Raw genomic sequence first — 17,745 nt, 5'->3', positions numbered from 1 at the left:
AGGCTGCGATCTTTTGCCTTTGCCTGTCAAAATCAAGATCAAAAGATCGCAGCCTTCGGCAGCTCCTACACGGCAGATTTAACGGAGGCCAGCGGGAACAGACGCTTGAAGTTCTCGGTGGTTTGCTCGGCAAAACGCTCGTAGTTTTCCCCGCGCAGCATCGCCAGGAATTCCGCCACTTCGCGCACGTACTGCGGCAGATTGGGCTTGCCGCGATAAGGTATCGGCGCCAGATACGGCGAGTCGGTTTCCACCAGCAAACGATCGGCCGGGACCTTGCTCGCGACGTCGCGCAACGCATCGGCATTGCGGAATGTGACAATGCCCGACAAGGAAATGTAATAACCCATGTCCAGTGCAGCCTTGGCCATGTCCCAGTCTTCGGTGAAGCAATGCAGCACACCGGCCTGCGGCAACGCCGCTTCGCGCAGCAACTCAAGGGTGTCGGCACGGGCGCCACGGGTGTGGATGATCACCGGTTTGCCAGTGTGCTGCGCCGCTTGCAGGTGCAGACGGAATGATTCCTGCTGCAGCTCGGCGGCTTCCGGCTCGTAGTGATAATCCAGACCGGTTTCACCGATCGCCACCACTTTCGGGTGGTTGAGCTCGTGCAACAGCCAATCCAGCGCAGGCGCAGCGCCCGGCTGCACATCGAGCGGATGCACGCCAACCGAACAATCAACGTCGTCATAACGCTCAGCCAGGGCTTTGACGTCAGCGGCGTTGTCCGCACTCACGCCGATACACAGGAAGTGCCCTACTCCGCGCCCACGGGCCGCATCCAGTGCGGCATCCAGCGAGCCGTCATGGGCGGCGAGGTCAAGGCGATCAAGGTGACAATGGGAATCTACAAGCATAAAAAGACGGCTACTTACATCGTATGAGTGGGACGGTCGGATTTAAGCGCTCCGGCCAAATGGGTTTCGATGCGACTGCGCGCGGTATTGTCGCCATCGTTGAACTGTACGCCGACGCCGGCAGCGCGATTGCCTTGCGCCCCTTTCGGGGTGATCCACGCAACCTTGCCGGCCACCGGGATCTTCTCGGCCTCGTCCATCAGGTTGAGCAGCATGAACACCTCATCGCCCAACCTGTAACTCTTGTTGGTCGGGATGAACAGGCCACCGTTCTTGATGAACGGCATGTAGGCGGCGTAGAGCACTGACTTGTCCTTGATGGTCAGGGACAAAATGCCGTTGCGCGGCCCCGGGCTGACGGGTTCATTCATGTTGACCTCCACTGCTGATGTTCAGAGTCTAGGTACACATTCTTATCTTTGACCAGGCAATCCCGCCCATTGCACCAACAACGCTTCCAGCAGCAAGGCCGGATTGAGGTTGGCCTTGCTCAGGACTTTCTGGCGCTGGGCGAGGATCCAGTCCTGAATCTCGAGGACTTTACCTTGCGCACTTTTCTGCGCCAGGTACTGTACGACCTTGCGCATGTCGGTCAGGCCGAGGCCGGCTTCATCCTGAGTCAGTTGATAACGCAGGATCAGACTCGACCAATCGCAGAACCAGTCGAACAGACGCAGCATCGGAATGCTTTTCCATTCTTCGGCCAGTTGCGTCGGCGACTGCTGCTGCTTGAGCAGTTTTTTCACGCCTTCGACCACTTGTGCACGCTGCTCGCGCACGCCCTGAGACTGCAGACTGACCGCCATCAACGGCGAGCCGGCCGCCAGCGTCAGCAATTCGACACGTTCGTCTTCGGAGCAATCCGGCAACGCCTGGGCCAGCCATTGCAGGCTCATCGCTTCGCCGGGCAGCGGACAGGCCTGTTGCACGCAGCGGCTCTTGATCGTCGGCAGCAAACGGCTGGTCTGATGGCTGACCAACAGCAACACGGTATCGCCGGACGGCTCTTCAAGACTTTTCAGCAAGGCGTTGGCGGCGTTGATGTTCATCGCCTCGACTGGCTCGATCAGCACCACTTTGCGCCCGCCCAGTTGCGCGGTCTGCACCACGAAACTGACCAGATCACGCACCTGATCGACCTTGATCGCCTTGTCGGCTTCTTCCGGTTCGAGGATGTAATTATCCGGGTGACTACCGGCCTTGAGCAGCAGGCAGGATTTGCACTCGCCGCAGGCTTCCGGCGTCGGACGCTGGCACAACAGACTCGCCATCAGACGCTCGGCCAGTGCGCGCTTGCCGATCCCGGCCGGGCCATGCAGCAGATAGGCGTGTGCGTGCTGCTTACGCCCGGCCAGTTGCTGCCAGAGGCTGTCCTGCCACGGGTAGGCCTCAGCCACGGGCCAGCTCCAGCAGATTCGGAATCAGGGTATCCAGCGATTGTTGAACCTTGGCCAATGGCTGACCGGCATCGATGCGCACATAGCGCGCAGGATCGGCTTCGGCACGTTTGAGGAAAGCGCTACGCACGGCCTCGAAAAAAGCCCGACCTTCCAATTCAAAACGATCCAGACGACCGCGGGCACTGGCGCGGGCCAGACCGATTTCCACCGGCAGATCAAAAATCAGCGTCAGGTCCGGGCGCAGATCACCTTGCACAAAGGTTTCCAGCGCGGCGATGCGCTCCAGTGACAAGCCGCGACCGCCGCCCTGATAGGCGTAAGTGGAATCGGTAAAGCGATCGCACAGGACCACCGCGCCTCGGGCCATGGCCGGGCGAATTACTTCGGCCAGATGCTGGGCACGCGCAGCGAATACCAGCAACAGTTCGGCATCCGGATTCATGACTTCGTCAGCCGGCGCCAGCAGCACCTCGCGAATTCGCTCGGCCAGCGGCGTGCCACCGGGCTCACGGGTCAGCACCACTTCGATACCGGCGGCGCGCAGGCGCTCGGCGAGGTATTCGCGGTTGGTGCTTTTGCCGGCGCCTTCCGGGCCTTCCAGGGTAATAAACAAGCCAGTCACAGGCAGTCCTTAATCAAAGTCATTGCGTGTTTTGTGGGGCGGCGGCTTCTGGAGTCGGCGCTGGCTCCTGTGGTGCCACCTGTGGCACCGACTCCGGTGTTACATCCGGAGATGCCGCAGGAATCGCATCCTCGGCAGCGGGAGCCGCTTCAGGCGTTTGCGCCGGCGCAGGGCTGGAGCGGTAATCGGCACGGCGCTTGAGCTGGTACTCACGCACCGCATTGTTATGTGCATCGAGATCGTCAGAGAACACATGACTACCGTCACCACGCGCAACAAAGTACAGGCTGGTACCGTCTACCGGGTTCAATGCGGCGTGAATCGCTTCGCGGCCAACCATCGCGATCGGCGTCGGCGGCAAGCCGGGGATCACGTAAGTGTTATACGCCGTCGGCTCTTTCAGATGCGCGCGGGTCAACTTGCCGGTATAGCGATCGCCCAGACCATAGATGACGGTCGGATCGGTCTGCAGTTGCATGCCCAAGGCCAGGCGACGCACAAAGACACCGGCAATCTGCCCACGCTCCTGCGGCACGCCGGTTTCCTTCTCGACCAGCGACGCCATGATCAGCGCTTGATAAGGTTCGGTGTACGGCACATCGGCAGAACGACTTTCCCATTCTTTCGCCAGCACTTCATCAAGGCGATCAAAGGCTTTCTTCAACAACTCAGCATCGGACATGCCGCGCACAAAGCGGTAGGTATCAGGGAAGAAACGGCCTTCCGGGAACAACCCTTTATGACCAATCTTCGCCATGACGTCGCTGTCGCTCAAACCGTCCAGGGTCTGCTCGACCTTGTCATCCTTGGCCAACGCCGCGCGCACCTGATGGAAATTCCAGCCCTCGACCAGCGTCAGGCTGTACTGCACCACTTCACCACGCTTCCACAAGTCGATCAGACCATTGACGGTCATGCCCGGTTGCATACGGTACTCACCGCTGTGAATCGGCGTGCCCGCGAGATTGAAGCGCCAGTAAACCCGCAGCCAGAACGCATCCTTGATGACGCCATCGGTTTCGAGTGAAAGGAAAGTACGGGTCGGTGTCGAGCCTTTCGGCACATCCAGCAGCTCTTCCTGCGTGATGTTCAGCGGCTGCTCCAGTGCGGAGTGAATCTTCCAGGCGCTAGCGCCCAGCAACAGCCCTGCCAGAACCAGTCCGGTTTCCAGCAGCAGCAAAAGTTTACGTCTCAAAATCAGGCATCCAATAGGGCGCGGGCAATGGTTTGCAGTTTACGGGTGAGCGGGCCAACCGGCCAGCTCAGTGCAGCACAGGCGCGTACCGGCCAGACACCATAAACACTGTTGCAGACAAACACTTCATCAGCCCATTGCAGCTGTTCGAGGCTGATATCGGCGATTTGCGTGGGGATGGCCAATGACTCGGCCTGAAACAATATTTCGGCGCGCATCACCCCGGCGACACCGCAACGCTTGAGGTCCGGCGTTATCAGCACACCGTCGCTTACCAGAAACAGATTGCTGAACACGCCCTCGATCACTCGACCGACCTGATCCAGCATCAAGCCTTCGGCGTGCTCGCTGTCCTGCCATTCGGCACGGGCGAGAACCTGCTCCAATCGATTGAGATGTTTGAGTCCGGCGAGAAGCGGCTGTTTGGACAGTCGCGTGTTGCAGGGAAACAGGCGAACGCCTTGTTCAGCATGCACAGCCGGGTAAGTCGCCGCAGGATTGCCTTGCAGAATGCGTCGGCCCGGCGCCGCCGGGTCGGGCGCATAACCGCGCAAACCGTCGCCACGGCTGAGGATGAGCTTGAGCACACCCTCGCCCATCGCTGCTGCATAACTCAGCAGCTCATGGCGAATCAGCTCGATATCGGCCGCAATGGCCAGACGCGAACAGCCATCGGCCAGACGCGTCAGGTGCCGATCCAGCAGGATCGGCTGGCCGCTACGCACAGCGATAGTCTCGAACAGACCATCACCGTAAGCCAGGCCGCGATCTTTCAGCGACAGAGCGTCAGCCGGTTGACCGTCGACCCAACTGTCCATCAGCCTGCGAACCGGCGGAATGCCAAGGTGCCATTGGTGCCGCCAAAACCGAAGGAGTTGGACAGCACGACATCGATGTCCATGTTGCGCGCGGTGTGCGGCACAAAATCGAGATCGCAGCCTTCGTCCGGCTCATCGAGGTTGATGGTCGGCGGTGCGACCTGGCTGTTGATCGCCAGCACGCTGAAGATCGCCTCGACTGCGCCCGCCGCACCCAACAGGTGACCGGTCATCGATTTGGTCGAGCTGACTGCCAGCTTATAGGCGTGGTCACCGAACACCGACTTGATCGCGTTGGCTTCGGCGAGGTCGCCGGCCGGGGTCGAAGTGCCGTGGGCGTTGATGTACTGCACTTGATCGACGTTGATCTTCGCATCGCGCAACGCATTGGTGATGCAGCGTGCCGCACCGGCACCGTCGGCGGGTGGCGAAGTCATGTGGAACGCATCGCCACTGGTGCCGAAGCCGATCAGCTCGGCGTAGATGGTCGCGCCACGCGCCTTGGCGTGCTCCAGTTCTTCGAGAACCAGTGCACCGGCACCGTCGGAAAGGACGAAGCCATCACGGCCCTTGTCCCATGGACGGCTGGCACGGGTTGGCTCGTCGTTGCGGGTCGACAGTGCACGGGACGCGCCGAAGCCGCCCATGCCCAGACCGCATGCAGCCATTTCGGCACCGCCGGCGATCATCACGTCGGCTTCGTCGTACATGATGTTGCGCGCCGCCATGCCGATGCAGTGCGTACCGGTGGTACACGCCGTGGCGATGGCGTAGTTAGGTCCCTGTGCGCCCAGGTGGATGGACAGGAAACCGGAAATCATATTGATGATCGAGCCTGGCACGAAGAATGGCGAGATTCGACGCGGACCCGTCTCATGCAGAGTACGGCTGGTTTCTTCGATGTTGGTCAGACCGCCGATACCCGAACCCATGGCCACGCCAATGCGTTCACGGTTGGCGTCGGTGACTTCCAGACCGGCGTTGCGCACGGCTTGAAAGCCTGCGGCGAGGCCGTACTGAATGAACAGGTCGAGCTTGCGCGCTTCCTTGACCGACAGGTATTCCTCGACATTGAAGCCCTTTACCGAGCCGCCAAAGCGGGTGGAATAGGCAGAAAGGTCGGTGTGTTCGATCAGACCAATGCCACTGCGGCCAGCCAGAATGCCCTGCCAACTGCTCGGCACATCCGTGCCCAGTGGCGACAACATACCCATACCGGTGACTACGACGCGTCTACGCGACACAGCACTCTCCTTTTTCAAATGACGATTTTGCATCAGGCCTAAAGAAAAAACCGCACGCCATGATGGCAGTGCGGTTTTTCCATGACAGCAAACAACGATTACAAACTATTACGCCTGGTGGCTAGTAACGTAGTCGATTGCAGCTTGTACAGTAGTGATCTTTTCAGCTTCTTCGTCAGGGATTTCGGTCTCGAATTCCTCTTCCAGAGCCATCACCAGCTCAACGGTGTCAAGGGAGTCGGCACCCAGGTCTTCAACGAAGGAAGCAGTGTTGACCACTTCTTCTTCTTTAACACCCAGTTGCTCGGCAACGATTTTCTTGACGCGCTCTTCGATGGTGCTCATACCTTGTTTTCACTCCTAATGGACAAATTCAGGCAGCTGGCCAGTGGGTAAGTGTATAGAAAGACTTTTCAGCTTTTCAACTGAAAGCTTCACTCCTCAAACCCTGCGGCCCTCTGCCTATAAATAGATTGCAGCTTTATAACGGATTTTAGACAGCTCGTATGACATTTTTTTGAAGCAATCCGTCACATTTTACTTACATGTACATCCCACCGTTCACCGGGATTGTAGCCCCAGTGACGTATGCCGCACCGTCGGATGCAAGAAAAGCGACCACAGACGCGATCTCTTGAGCTTGTCCCAGACGACCCAGCGGAATCTGCGTCTGCAAGGCTTCACGCTGTGCTTCAGGCAGCTCGCGCGTCATATCGGTGTCGATAAACCCAGGGGTTACCGAGTTGACTGTAATCGAACGCGAACCGACTTCACGCGCCATCGCACGGCTGAAACCTTCCAGACCGGCCTTGGCGGCTGCATAGTTTACTTGGCCTGCGTTGCCCATGGCACCCACTACCGAGCCAATACTGATAATTCGGCCCCAACGCGCCTTGGTCATTCCGCGCAGAACGCCCTTGGACAGGCGGAACAGACTGTTCAGGTTGGTATCGATCACGTCGTACCACTCGTCGTCTTTCATGCGCATCATCAGGTTATCGCGGGTGATGCCAGCATTATTGACCAGGATCGCCACTGGCGCACCAAACTGCTCCTGAATGCTTGCCAGCACCGCGCTGACCGATTCATCGCTGGTGACGTTCAGCTCAAGGCCCGTGCCCTGGATGCCGTTTTCCTTCAGGGTGGCAGCAATACGCTCAGCGCCCGAAGCGGAGGTCGCGGTGCCAATGACAATGGCGCCCTGACGACCCAGTTCCAGCGCGATAGCCTGACCAATGCCGCGGCTTGCACCGGTAACCAGTGCAACTTTACCTTGCAGACTCATGCAAGTTTCTCCTGATTCAGGCTTGCGCTGCACGAGCGGCAGCGAAAGCGTCTGGGGTATTGAGGTTGGAAGTCGCGACGCCTTCGGCGCAACGTTTGTTCAGACCGGCCAGCACTTTGCCCGGGCCGCATTCGACCAGATTGGTCGCGCCCTTGGCGGCCAGAGTCTGTACCGACTCGACCCAGCGTACTGGCTTATAGAGTTGTTCGAGCAGATCGCGCTTGAGGGTTTCCAGATCGGCCGGCACTTGCGCGCTGACGTTCTGTACGACCGGGATCTGCGGCGCCTGCCAGTCGATGGCGGCGATGGATTCAGCAAAGCGCTCGGCAGCCGGACGCATCAGCTCACAGTGCGAAGGCACGCTCACTGGCAACGGCATGGCGCGCTTGGCACCACGCGCCTTGCAGCCTTCGATGGCGCGCTCGACAGCAGCCTTGGCCCCGGCGATTACCACCTGGCCTGGCGAATTGAAGTTGACGGCGCTGACGACGTCGCCTTGCGCAGCTTCTGCGCAGGCTGCCAGCACGTCGGCATCTTCCAGACCAAGAATGGCAGCCATGCCGCCCTGCCCGGCCGGAACCGCTTCCTGCATCAACTGACCGCGACGCTCAACGAGCTTGACCGCGTCAGCCAGTGTCAGGCTGCCGGCAGCGACCAGCGCGCTGTATTCGCCCAGGCTGTGACCGGCAACAAATGCCGGACGCGCTCCGCCTTCAGACAGCCACAGACGCCACAGGGCGATCGAAGCGGTCAGAATGGCCGGTTGGGTTTTATCGGTTTGATTGAGCAGCTCTTCCGGGCCCTGTTGGGTCAGTGCCCACAGGTCATAGCCCAGAGCCTCAGAAGCTTCTTTGAACGTTTCGAGGATCAACGGATATTCCGCGCCCAGCTCGGCCAACATGCCGAGGGACTGCGAACCCTGTCCTGGAAAGACGAATGCGAGGGAAGCAGACATGTAACAAGCCCCTAATGATCTTGTCGTCGGAAAATGACGCCCCGCTGGGGGACGCAAGAAACTGACAGTTGGATGGCCCTTTGAACCGGGCGGTCACATTTAAGCATTGTCCGACGAAAACGCCTAAGACAACAAATCCTCCAGACGACCGTGGAGGCGTTCGGGAAGATTCTCCTGAATCTCGATCAGCGCGCGCTGAATCGCGCTCTGAAAGCCCTGGACCCCGGCCGAACCGTGACTTTTCACGACGATACCCTGCAAACCGAGAAAGCTTGCGCCGTTATGTCGCGCCGGCGCCAGATCCGCCTGCAAGCGCTTCATCAGTGGCAACGCCAAAGCCCCTACCGCACGGGAAGCCAGATTCTTTTTGAACAACGCTTCAATACGTGCAGCAATCATCGTCGCCAGGCCTTCGCTGGACTTCAGCAGGATATTGCCGACAAAACCATCGCAAACCACCACGTCAGCCTCTCCGCGATACAACCCGTCGCCTTCGATAAAACCGATGTAGTTGATACCGCGAGCAGCTTGCAGCAGTGTCGCAGCCAGTTTGACCTGCTGATTGCCCTTGATGTCTTCGGTGCCGATGTTCAGCAGCGCGACACGCGGGCGATGGATGCCCAGCGTCTGCGCCGCCACCGAGCCCATCACCGCAAACTGCAGCAAATGCTCGGCACTGCAATCGACATTGGCGCCCAGATCGAGCAACTGGCAAAAACCCTTCTGCGTCGGAATCGCGGCAACCATGGCCGGACGGTCAATACCCGGTAACGTTTTCAGAACGAACCGCGACAGCGCCATCAACGCACCGGTATTACCGGCACTGACACACGCTTGAGCCTTGCCGTCACGCACCAGTTCGAGAGCAACACGCATCGACGAATCCGGCTTGCCGCGCAAGGCCTGGGTCGGTTTTTCGTCCATGGTGATGACTTCGCTGGCCGCAACAATCGTCAGGCGCGCGCGATCGGCAGCCGATTGGCCGTTGATCAATTCTTCAAGAAGGGAGGGTTGACCGACGAGGGTCAGGTGCAGCGAGGGCGTAGCAGACAGGCAAGCAAGGCTGGCCTGAACAATGCTGCGGGGACCGAAGTCCCCGCCCATTGCGTCAATCGCGATGACTTGAGCGGACAAGTGATTACTCGTCAGCGCCCTTGTCGATCACTTTACGGCCACGGTATACGCCTTCTGGCGATACGTGGTGACGCAGGTGAACTTCACCAGTGGTTTTTTCTACAGACAGAGTGCTAGCCTCGAGAGCGTCGTGCGAACGGCGCATGTCACGGGCAGAGCGGGATTTTTTGTTCTGCTGAACAGCCATAATTGATTAACTCCTAAACGTTTGGGTCACGCTTTAACTGCGCCAATACACTGAACGGGTTGGACCGCGTTGACTCGTCCTCGCTCGGTTCGGGCTCATCGAGACCCGCCGGCTGCTGGCATTCTTCCGGATGATGAGCAGGCACAATGGGCAAGGCGAGCAGAAGCTCCTCCTCGATCAGTGACTGCAGATCCAATGGATCTTCGCCCAGTTCCAGCACGTCATAACCTTTCGGCAACGACTGGGTATTCGCACCCTCTTTCACCACAGCATAACTGCATTCGCTGTGGATCGGCAGGGTGACCAGCTCAAGACAACGCTGGCAAACCATTTTGACCTCGGTGTCGATAAAGCTGTGGATTACCACAGATTTACGTTCATCTCGTTCAAAAACGAATTTCGCCTGCACCGTACCGACATTGTCGGAAAGCGGGTCGCAGAGTCTCTCCAAATCGGCCAGCAGCATTTCACCTTGAAGGGTGGTGCCACGATCAGCCAATTTGCGCGGGTCAACGTGAGGTGGAATCGGGTCATTCAACATAGGCGCAGCATTATAGGGATGCACCCACCCATGTCAAAGGAAATTGTGCCCTGTCCGTCACTTGCGTGCCTCCGCTAGAATTCGCACCTGCCTCAGGAGACGCGAATGCTGCCTTTATTACTCGCTTCAAGCTCGACTTATCGTCGTGAATTGCTCGCCCGCCTGCACCTGCCGTTCGTCTGCAGCTCGCCGGATATCGATGAAAGCCATCGCCCGGGCGAGTCAGCCATCGAACTGGTCAAGCGCCTCGCCGAACAAAAAGCCCGGGCACTGGCCGACAGCCACCCCGCTCACCTGATTATTGGCTCAGACCAGGTTGCCGTGCTTGGCGAGCAGATTATCGGCAAGCCGCACACGTTCGAGAAAGCCCGCGAACAACTAATGGCCGCCAGCGGCGCCAGCGTGACATTTCTGACCGGCCTGGCCTTGCTCAATAGCCAGACGGGCGAGTGCCAGGTCGATTGTGTGCCATTCACTGTCCATATGCGCCAACTCGATCAGGCGCGCGTTGAGCGCTATCTGCGCATCGAGCAGCCCTACGACTGCGCGGGCAGTTTCAAGGCTGAAGGCCTCGGCGTGAGCCTGTTCCAGTCCACAGCAGGCCCGGATGCCACCAGCCTGATCGGCTTGCCGCTGATTCGCCTGATCGACATGCTTTTGGATGAAGGCGTGCAGATTCCCTGACCCACAAAAAACCGGCCATCAAGGCCGGTTTTTTCATGCAGTGATTTGTTAACGCAACGAAGGCCCGTGGAAACCCATCCACATCGCCAACTGCTCAGCCACACTGGCACCGAGCTTCTTCGAGAAGCGATCGAACGGCGACTCCTGAACAGTGAAGTCCACCAACTCCTTCTCACCAATCACATCCCGCGCCACCGAACTGGCATTGCCCAGACCGTCAATCAAACCCAGTGGCAGCGCCTGCTCGCCCGACCAGACCAACCCGGAAAACAGCTCCGGATGTTCTTTGTCTTTCAGACGATCGCCACGACCCTGCTTGACGCTGTTGATGAACTGCTTGTGCGTGGTATCCAACACGCCTTGCCAGAACGCCGTTTCTTCAGGCTTCTGCGGCTGGAACGGGTCAAGGAACGACTTGTGCTCGCCCGAGGTGTACGTGCGACGCTCAACGCCAAGTTTCTCCATGGTGCCGACAAAGCCGTAACCCGCCGCCGTCACACCAATGGAGCCAACCAGACTCGCCTTGTCGGCGTAGATCTGGTCCGCCGCACTGGCGATGTAATAAGCACCGGACGCACCCAGATCGGAAATCACCGCATACACCTTGATCTCCGGGTGCAGACCGCGCAGACGCTTGATCTCGTCATACACATAACCCGACTGCACCGGACTGCCGCCAGGACTGTTGATCCGCAGGATCACGCCCTTGACCTTCTTGTCCTCGAACGCCGCCCGCAGACTGCCGACGATGTTGTCGGCGCTGGCCGGCTCTTTATCGGCAATCATGCCAGTGACGTCGATCAGCGCGGTGTAGTTCGACCCGCGCGTGGCGCTTTTTTCCATGTCCATCAGTGGCGTGAACAGAATCAGCGCCACAAACAGATAAACAAACGTCAGCAGCTTGAAGAAAATCCCCCAACGCCGCGAACGACGCTGTTCCTGCACACCGGCCAGCAGGGTCTTTTCCAACAGCTTCCAGCTTTTCTCGTCACCGCCGTCGGCACTTGCCTTGGCCGGTGCTTTCCATTCGTCGGTCATGCCATCCACCCCAGCAAAAACGTATTAAGCCTGCTGTTCCAGCCAGGCATGCAATTCACAAAAACGGTCGATCGACAGACGCGGCTCGAACTGCTGCAGCGATTCGATCGATTGCGCGCCATAACTGACCGCCACCGAGTCCATCCCTGCGTTACGCGCCATCAGCAGATCGAAGGACGAATCGCCGACCATCAGCGCCTGCTCCGCACGCACACCGCAGTGAGCAAGGATCTGCTCCAGCATCAGAGGATGCGGCTTGCTCGCAGTTTCATCGGCAGCACGGGTGATATCGAAATAATCTTCCCAGCCATTGGCCTTGAGCACCCGATCCAGCCCGCGACGATTCTTGCCGGTGGCGACGGCCAGGTGATAACCCTGCTCGCGAAAGGACGCCATCGACTCGACAACGCCTTCGAACAACGGCGAAGGCACGGCTTCCGCGGCGATGTAGTGATCGGCGTAATACTCGCGAAACAAGGTCATTTCGGCATCGCTGATCTCGGGATACAGCGTGCGAATCGCCTCGGGCAAACCCAGACCGATGATGCCTTTGACGGCAAAGTCATCGCGCAACTCGAAACCGGAGCGCCCGGACGCCGAGTGCATCGCCTCGACAATCCGGTGAATGGAGTCGGCCAGCGTGCCGTCCCAATCGAAAATCAGCAGTTTGTAATCAGATGGGCGCACTCAATCGCTCCACGGTCTTGGCCCACATTTCATCGACCGGCGCCTGCAAGGTCAGCTTGCCGCCATCGGGCAGCGGCACGGTCAGCATGTAGGCGTGCAGGAACAGGCGCTTGCCGCCCAGATCGCGGATTTCCTTGGTGAAATCCTCATCGCCGTACTTGCTGTCGCCAGCAATGCAATGGCCAGCATGCAAGGTGTGCACGCGAATCTGGTGAGTACGACCGGTAACCGGTTTAGCCTCGACCATGGTGGCGAAATCACCGAAACGGCGCAGCACCTTGAACATGGTCAGGGCTTCTTTGCCCTCGTCATTGACTTCGACCATGCGCTCGCCGGAACGCAGATTGCTCTTGAGCAATGGCGCACTGACTTTCTTGATCGAAGTCGCCCAGTTGCCGCGTACCAGCGCCATATACCGCTTGTCGACGCCATCGCCGCGCAACTGCTCATGCAAGTGACGCAACATGCTGCGCTTTTTCGCGATCATCAGTAGGCCGGAGGTGTCACGGTCGAGACGGTGAACCAGTTCCAATTCCTTGGCATCGGGGCGCAACTGACGAAAGGCTTCGATCACGCCGAAGTTCAGGCCGCTGCCACCGTGAACCGCAATGCCGGCGGGCTTGTTGATCACGATCAGGGCTTTGTCTTCGAAGACAATCGAGGCTTCCAGGCGCTGCAGCAAACCCTGTGCAAGTGGCACCGGTTCGTCACGCTCAGGCACGCGAACGGGCGGCACGCGCACGATATCACCGGCCTGCAGCTTGTATTCGGGCTTGATCCGACCTTTGTTCACGCGCACTTCGCCTTTACGCAAAATGCGGTAAATCAAGGTCTTGGGCACGCCTTTGAGCCGGGCGAGGAGAAAGTTGTCGATTCGTTGGCCGGCATACTCCGGCGAGACTTCAAGCAATTGAACGCCTGGAGTCGAAGGGGCAGTAGTTGTCATGCCGCGGATGATAACAATTTTTATGGAATTGAAGCACTTAATCATTGCTGCTATAGTCGCGAACGCCGCCAAAAGCGGCCTGGACAGAGGAACCACGGTCAAAAACCGGCCCTGACCAACGCAATTCACCAGGACGCGAGGCCGTCCTACGGGGCTTTCGCTACGTAACGGTGGAGTTTGCAGTTGTAACAAGCGCAGGTGACATGAGGCCTGAATTACACCGCCGAGCAGAGTTTTTACTCGCCTGGCAGGCACACATTCAAGGCCAGTTCACAAAGTGCAGTCAGCTGCAGATGACCCCGAGCGAATGCTTCGGAAACAACGCCTGAATTAGCCATGATGCGTGACCTCCCCTATCGGAGCTCACGGTAAATGCCAACCCGCTGCGGATTCTGCGCGCGGCAGCACCCGAATTATCAGGGATACGTGTAGGGTGGAGATGCACAACCGCCGGACTGTGTAGCAATAGGCTTTATCAAGACGCTTCATCTCGTCCACAGCCGCTGGTTGATTCCTCCTCCTGACTGAGTGCTTAAGTAGCCACAGCAAGCAGGACGCGTACGTCGCTATATCGGCCCAATTGGCCGCATATCGCTGGACACGGGAATGGCCAACCACTCCCGACGCACCTGACACCGACCGTGAGAAGTCGTGTGTGCCGAACGCCGTTTCCGGCAGCCCGGAAACCGACGGTACTACATGAAAAGAATGCTGATTAACGCAACTCAACCCGAAGAGTTGCGTGTTGCACTGGTAGATGGCCAACGCCTCTACGACCTGGACATCGAATCCGGTGCACGCGAGCAGAAGAAGGCCAACATCTATAAAGGCCGCATCACTCGCATCGAACCAAGCCTTGAGGCTGCCTTTGTCGATTTCGGCTCCGAGCGCCACGGCTTCCTGCCCCTCAAAGAAATCTCCCGCGAGTACTTCAAGAAAGCCCCTGAAGGCCGCGTCAACATCAAGGACGTCCTGAGCGAAGGCCAGGAAGTCATCGTTCAGGTCGAAAAAGAAGAACGTGGCAACAAGGGCGCAGCCCTGACCACCTTCATCAGCCTGGCCGGTCGTTACCTCGTGCTGATGCCGAACAACCCGCGTGCCGGCGGCATCTCCCGTCGCATCGAAGGCGAAGAGCGCAACGAACTGCGTGAAGCGCTGAACGGTCTGGTTGCGCCAGCCGACATGGGTCTGATCGTGCGCACTGCCGGCCTGGGCCGCAGCAGCGAAGAAATGCAGTGGGACCTCGATTACCTGCTGCAACTGTGGACCGCCATCAAAGAAGCCTCGCTGGATCGCTCCGCGCCTTTCCTGATCTACCAGGAAAGCAACGTGATCATCCGCGCCATCCGCGATTACCTGCGCCAGGACATCGGCGAAGTGCTGATCGACAGCGTTGAAGCCCAGGACGAAGCCCTGACCTTCATCCGCCAGGTGATGCCGCAGTACGCCAGCAAGATCAAGCTGTACGAAGACAGCGTGCCGCTGTTCAACCGTTTCCAGATCGAAAGCCAGATCGAGACCGCTTTCCAGCGCGTCGTTGAACTGCCTTCCGGCGGCTCCATCGTTATCGATCCGACCGAAGCTCTGGTGTCCATCGACATCAACTCGGCGCGCGCCACCAAAGGCAGCGACATCGAAGAAACCGCTCTGCAGACCAACCTTGAAGCCGCCGAAGAAATCGCCCGTCAGTTGCGCCTGCGTGACATCGGCGGCCTGATCGTCATCGACTTCATCGACATGACCCCTGCCAAGAACCAGCGCGCCGTGGAAGAGAAAGTCCGCGAATGCCTGGAAGCCGACCGCGCTCGCGTGCAGATCGGCCGCATCTCGCGCTTCGGCCTGCTGGAAATGTCCCGTCAGCGCCTGCGTCCATCCCTGGGCGAAAGCAGCGGCATCGTCTGCCCGCGTTGCAACGGCACCGGCATCATCCGTGACGTTGAATCGCTGTCGCTGGCGATCCTGCGCCTGATCGAAGAAGAAGCTCTGAAAGACCGCACTGCCGAAGTGCGCGCTCAGGTGCCGATCCCCGTCGCCGCGTTCCTGCTCAACGAAAAACGCAACTCGATCACCAAGATCGAACTGCGCACCCGCGCTCGTATCGTCATCCTGCCGAACGATCACCTGGAAACGCCGCACTTCGAAGTTCAGCGTCTGCGTGACGACAGCCCGGAAGCCGCGACCAACCAGTCCAGCTACGAAATCGCTGCTGCCGCTGCTGAAGTCGAAGAAGTTCAGCCAGCCGCTGCGACCCGCACCCTGGTTCGCCAGGAAGCTGCGGTCAAGACTGCTCCGGCCCGCGCCAACGCTCCGGTTCCGACCGAAGCCGCCGCGCCTGTTGCTCCGGCACCGGCGCCAGTTGCCGCGCCAGAGCCAAGCCTGTTCAAAGGCCTGGTGAAATCGCTGGTCAGCCTGTTCGCCACCAAAGAAGAGCCTGCCGCTCCGGTTGTGGTTGAAAAACCAGCCACCGAGCGCCCGGCCCGTAACGAAGAACGTCGCAACGGTCGTCAGCAGAGCCGCAACCGTAATGGTCGCCGCGATGAAGAGCGCAAACCGCGTGAAGAACGTGCACCGCGTGAAGAACGCGCCCCACGTGAACCGCGCGAAGAGCGTGCGCCACGCGAAGCCCGTGAAGTCCGCGAGCCTCGTGAAGCCCGCACCGAAGCACCAGTTGCCCGCGAAGAGCGCGCACCACGTGCTCCGCGTGAAGAACGTGCGCCACGTGCACCGCGCGAAGACCGCAAGCCACGTGGCGAGCGCGAAGAGCGTGTACGTGAACTGCGCGAGCCACTGGACGCCGCTCCAGTGACTGCAGACACCGCAGTTGTTACCGCTGAAGAGCGCCCGGCCCGTCAGCCACGTGAAGAGCGCGCACCGCGTCCGCCGCGTGAAGAGCGTCAGCCACGCGCCGAACAGGCCGCTGCTGCCGTCGCTGAAGAAGAAGTGAACAGCAACGAAGAGCAACTGCCGGAAGACGGTTCGGAGAACGCCGAAGGCGATCGTCCACGTCGTCGTTCGCGCGGTCAGCGTCGTCGCAGCAACCGTCGTGAGCGTCAGCGTGATGCCAACGGCAACGTGATCGAAGGTTCGGAAGAATCCGAAGCCGGCGAAAACGGCGAAGGCCCAGGCACTGCCGATCTGGCTGCTGGCCTGGCGGTGACCGCCGCTGTTGCCAGCACCGTGATCAGCGCCCCGGCTGAAGCACAAGCTCACGAGCAAGCCGAACGCGCCACCGCTGCTGTTCAGGAAACCGCTCCAGTGGAAGCGCCGGTAGTTGAAGCGACCACTCCGGTAGAAGTGGTTGCTGCTCCGGAAGTCGAAGTGGCACCGGTTCAGGAAACCTTGCCTCAGGTAGAGCCAGCTCCAGCCGTGGTTGCCGAGCCGGTGGTTGAAACCGTCGCTGAAACCGTGACTGAAACCGTGCGTGAAGTTCGCGAAGAGCAGACCGCTTTCAACTGGGTTGCCGAACCAGCAACCGCTGAAACGCCTGCGCCTGTGGTTGAAGCACCGGTTGTTGAAGCGCCAGTGTTCGAAGCGCCAGTAGTTGAAGAAACCAAGGTTGCCGAGCCAGTGGTCGTTGCTGAACCAGCGCCCGTTGTCGAAGCGCCAGTGGTTGCCGAAGCGCCAGCCCCGGTGGTTGAAGCACCGGCTCCGGTCAGCGCCCTGACGCCAAGCGGCCGCGCGCCGAACGATCCACGTGAAGTGCGTCGTCGCAAGCGTGAAGAAGAGCGTCTGCAGAAGGAAGCCGAACTGGCTGCCGCAGCTGCTCCAGTCGCTGCCGTGGTCGAGGCAGCTCCTGCCCCGGTCGCTGAAGAAGCGGTAGTTGAAGCGGTGATCGCTGAAGCACCACGCTCCGTTCAGGACGCGGTCGAGCAACACCAAGAGGCCGAGGAAAAAGAGCACGAGCCTAAACCTCTCGTGTAATTCCCAAAGCCGTTAAAAAGCCCCGCCTGATTATTCAGGCGGGGCTTTTTTATGCATCGATTTTTTGTGGTGGATTCTAGATTTCCCCCTCACCCCAGCCCTCCCGAACGTCGGACCGCCCCCAGGGGGCGAGGGGGAAAGGGAGCCGATCTCCGTGTACTTCAAGGCCGGTGCTCGACTCGAAGTTTGGGTCGGTGCACCTCGAAAGAACACGTCGGTCAGTCCCCTCTC

Annotated in this window: 18 protein-coding genes; 2 read left to right on the top strand and 16 right to left on the bottom strand. The window is 59.4% G+C overall.

The genetic code is table 11. The features are described 5' to 3' along the window. Positions 1-65: 65 nt before the first annotated feature. The 13 genes from PMI23_RS13675 to PMI23_RS13615 all read right to left on the bottom strand — a co-directional run bounded on the left by PMI23_RS13675 (position 66) and on the right by PMI23_RS13615 (position 10,238). On the bottom strand, positions 66-857 hold the full coding sequence (locus tag PMI23_RS13675) for a TatD family hydrolase (protein WP_007908274.1): 792 nt from the start codon (positions 855-857) through the stop codon (positions 66-68). Between the two features lie 14 nt (positions 858-871). Next, on the bottom strand, positions 872-1,228 hold the full coding sequence (locus tag PMI23_RS13670) for a PilZ domain-containing protein (RefSeq protein WP_007908272.1): 357 nt from the start codon (positions 1,226-1,228) through the stop codon (positions 872-874). Between the two features lie 42 nt (positions 1,229-1,270). Continuing rightward, positions 1,271-2,254, bottom strand: coding sequence for a DNA polymerase III subunit delta' (locus PMI23_RS13665; RefSeq protein ID WP_007908270.1), 984 nt, complete (start codon positions 2,252-2,254; stop codon positions 1,271-1,273). After that, positions 2,247-2,879 carry a dTMP kinase gene (gene tmk, locus PMI23_RS13660; RefSeq protein ID WP_007908268.1) on the bottom strand — a complete coding sequence of 211 codons (633 nt, stop codon included), beginning with the start codon at positions 2,877-2,879 and terminating at the stop codon, positions 2,247-2,249. Before tmk ends, PMI23_RS13665 begins: the two co-directional genes overlap by 8 nt. A 19-nt stretch (positions 2,880-2,898) precedes the next feature. Further along, a complete protein-coding gene (gene mltG / locus PMI23_RS13655) occupies positions 2,899-4,074 on the bottom strand; it encodes an endolytic transglycosylase MltG (protein ID WP_042704950.1) in 1,176 nt (391 codons plus the stop codon). Between the two features lie 2 nt (positions 4,075-4,076). Further along, complete coding sequence (gene pabC, locus PMI23_RS13650) at positions 4,077-4,892, bottom strand: aminodeoxychorismate lyase (protein ID WP_007908266.1); 816 nt, start codon at positions 4,890-4,892, stop codon at positions 4,077-4,079. Continuing rightward, positions 4,892-6,136 carry a beta-ketoacyl-ACP synthase II gene (gene fabF / locus PMI23_RS13645; RefSeq protein ID WP_007908259.1) on the bottom strand — a complete coding sequence of 415 codons (1,245 nt, stop codon included), beginning with the start codon at positions 6,134-6,136 and terminating at the stop codon, positions 4,892-4,894. Before fabF ends, pabC begins: the two co-directional genes overlap by 1 nt. 108 nt (positions 6,137-6,244) lie before the next feature. Further along, positions 6,245-6,481: an acyl carrier protein gene (acpP, locus tag PMI23_RS13640; protein ID WP_003175607.1), complete on the bottom strand. Its 237-nt coding sequence runs from the start codon at positions 6,479-6,481 to the stop codon at positions 6,245-6,247. A gap of 196 nt (positions 6,482-6,677) precedes the next feature. Beyond that, complete coding sequence (gene fabG / locus PMI23_RS13635) at positions 6,678-7,421, bottom strand: 3-oxoacyl-ACP reductase FabG (RefSeq protein ID WP_007908254.1); 744 nt, start codon at positions 7,419-7,421, stop codon at positions 6,678-6,680. Between the two features lie 16 nt (positions 7,422-7,437). Further along, positions 7,438-8,376, bottom strand: coding sequence for an ACP S-malonyltransferase (fabD, locus tag PMI23_RS13630; protein WP_007908252.1), 939 nt, complete (start codon positions 8,374-8,376; stop codon positions 7,438-7,440). A gap of 123 nt (positions 8,377-8,499) precedes the next feature. Beyond that, complete coding sequence (gene plsX, locus PMI23_RS13625) at positions 8,500-9,510, bottom strand: phosphate acyltransferase PlsX (RefSeq protein WP_081498723.1); 1,011 nt, start codon at positions 9,508-9,510, stop codon at positions 8,500-8,502. Between the two features lie 4 nt (positions 9,511-9,514). Further along, positions 9,515-9,697 carry a 50S ribosomal protein L32 gene (gene rpmF, locus PMI23_RS13620; protein WP_003179396.1) on the bottom strand — a complete coding sequence of 61 codons (183 nt, stop codon included), beginning with the start codon at positions 9,695-9,697 and terminating at the stop codon, positions 9,515-9,517. Positions 9,698-9,710: 13 nt separating this feature from the next. Then, on the bottom strand, positions 9,711-10,238 hold the full coding sequence (locus PMI23_RS13615; protein WP_007908248.1) for a YceD family protein: 528 nt from the start codon (positions 10,236-10,238) through the stop codon (positions 9,711-9,713). Positions 10,239-10,343: 105 nt separating this feature from the next. On the opposite strand from PMI23_RS13615, the gene PMI23_RS13610 reads away from it, so the two are divergent. Next, complete coding sequence (locus tag PMI23_RS13610) at positions 10,344-10,922, top strand: Maf family protein (RefSeq protein WP_007908245.1); 579 nt, start codon at positions 10,344-10,346, stop codon at positions 10,920-10,922. 48 nt (positions 10,923-10,970) lie between these two features. Here PMI23_RS13610 and sppA read toward each other — a convergent pair whose 3' ends face one another. From sppA to rluC, 3 genes are read right to left on the bottom strand one after another with little or no spacing between them, the layout of a single operon-like run. Continuing rightward, positions 10,971-11,960 (bottom strand): signal peptide peptidase SppA, encoded by a 990-nt coding sequence (sppA, locus tag PMI23_RS13605; RefSeq protein WP_007908243.1) that lies wholly within the window; start codon positions 11,958-11,960, stop codon positions 10,971-10,973. Between the two features lie 24 nt (positions 11,961-11,984). Beyond that, entirely contained in the window at positions 11,985-12,647 is a 663-nt protein-coding gene (locus PMI23_RS13600) for an HAD-IA family hydrolase (protein ID WP_007908241.1), read from the bottom strand. Further along, positions 12,634-13,593 (bottom strand): 23S rRNA pseudouridine(955/2504/2580) synthase RluC, encoded by a 960-nt coding sequence (gene rluC, locus PMI23_RS13595; RefSeq protein ID WP_034155359.1) that lies wholly within the window; start codon positions 13,591-13,593, stop codon positions 12,634-12,636. The genes PMI23_RS13600 and rluC overlap by 14 nt, the downstream gene beginning before the upstream one ends. A gap of 699 nt (positions 13,594-14,292) precedes the next feature. Between rluC and rne the strand changes: the two genes are divergently transcribed. After that, a complete protein-coding gene (gene rne, locus PMI23_RS13590) occupies positions 14,293-17,514 on the top strand; it encodes a ribonuclease E (RefSeq protein WP_007908237.1) in 3,222 nt (1,073 codons plus the stop codon). The last annotated feature ends 231 nt before the right edge of the window (positions 17,515-17,745 follow it).

The sequence above is a fragment of the Pseudomonas sp. GM24 genome, assembly GCF_000282235.1.
GTDB lineage: Bacteria > Pseudomonadota > Gammaproteobacteria > Pseudomonadales > Pseudomonadaceae > Aquipseudomonas.
Note: the sequence above shows the minus strand (reverse complement) of the source record. Positions and strands in the feature narration are given on the sequence as shown.

Coding starts and splice junctions, on each gene's coding strand:
- sppA (WP_007908243.1), bottom strand. CDS start 11,960: ATGACCGACGAATGGAAAGCACCGGCCAAGGCAAGTGCCGACGGCGGT.
- rluC (WP_034155359.1), bottom strand. CDS start 13,593: ATGACAACTACTGCCCCTTCGACTCCAGGCGTTCAATTGCTTGAAGTC.
- PMI23_RS13610 (WP_007908245.1), top strand. CDS start 10,344: ATGCTGCCTTTATTACTCGCTTCAAGCTCGACTTATCGTCGTGAATTG.
- rpmF (WP_003179396.1), bottom strand. CDS start 9,697: ATGGCTGTTCAGCAGAACAAAAAATCCCGCTCTGCCCGTGACATGCGC.
- rne (WP_007908237.1), top strand. CDS start 14,293: ATGAAAAGAATGCTGATTAACGCAACTCAACCCGAAGAGTTGCGTGTT.
- PMI23_RS13670 (WP_007908272.1), bottom strand. CDS start 1,228: ATGAATGAACCCGTCAGCCCGGGGCCGCGCAACGGCATTTTGTCCCTG.
- PMI23_RS13615 (WP_007908248.1), bottom strand. CDS start 10,238: ATGTTGAATGACCCGATTCCACCTCACGTTGACCCGCGCAAATTGGCT.
- fabG (WP_007908254.1), bottom strand. CDS start 7,421: ATGAGTCTGCAAGGTAAAGTTGCACTGGTTACCGGTGCAAGCCGCGGC.
- fabD (WP_007908252.1), bottom strand. CDS start 8,376: ATGTCTGCTTCCCTCGCATTCGTCTTTCCAGGACAGGGTTCGCAGTCC.
- PMI23_RS13675 (WP_007908274.1), bottom strand. CDS start 857: ATGCTTGTAGATTCCCATTGTCACCTTGATCGCCTTGACCTCGCCGCC.
- acpP (WP_003175607.1), bottom strand. CDS start 6,481: ATGAGCACCATCGAAGAGCGCGTCAAGAAAATCGTTGCCGAGCAACTG.
- pabC (WP_007908266.1), bottom strand. CDS start 4,892: ATGGACAGTTGGGTCGACGGTCAACCGGCTGACGCTCTGTCGCTGAAA.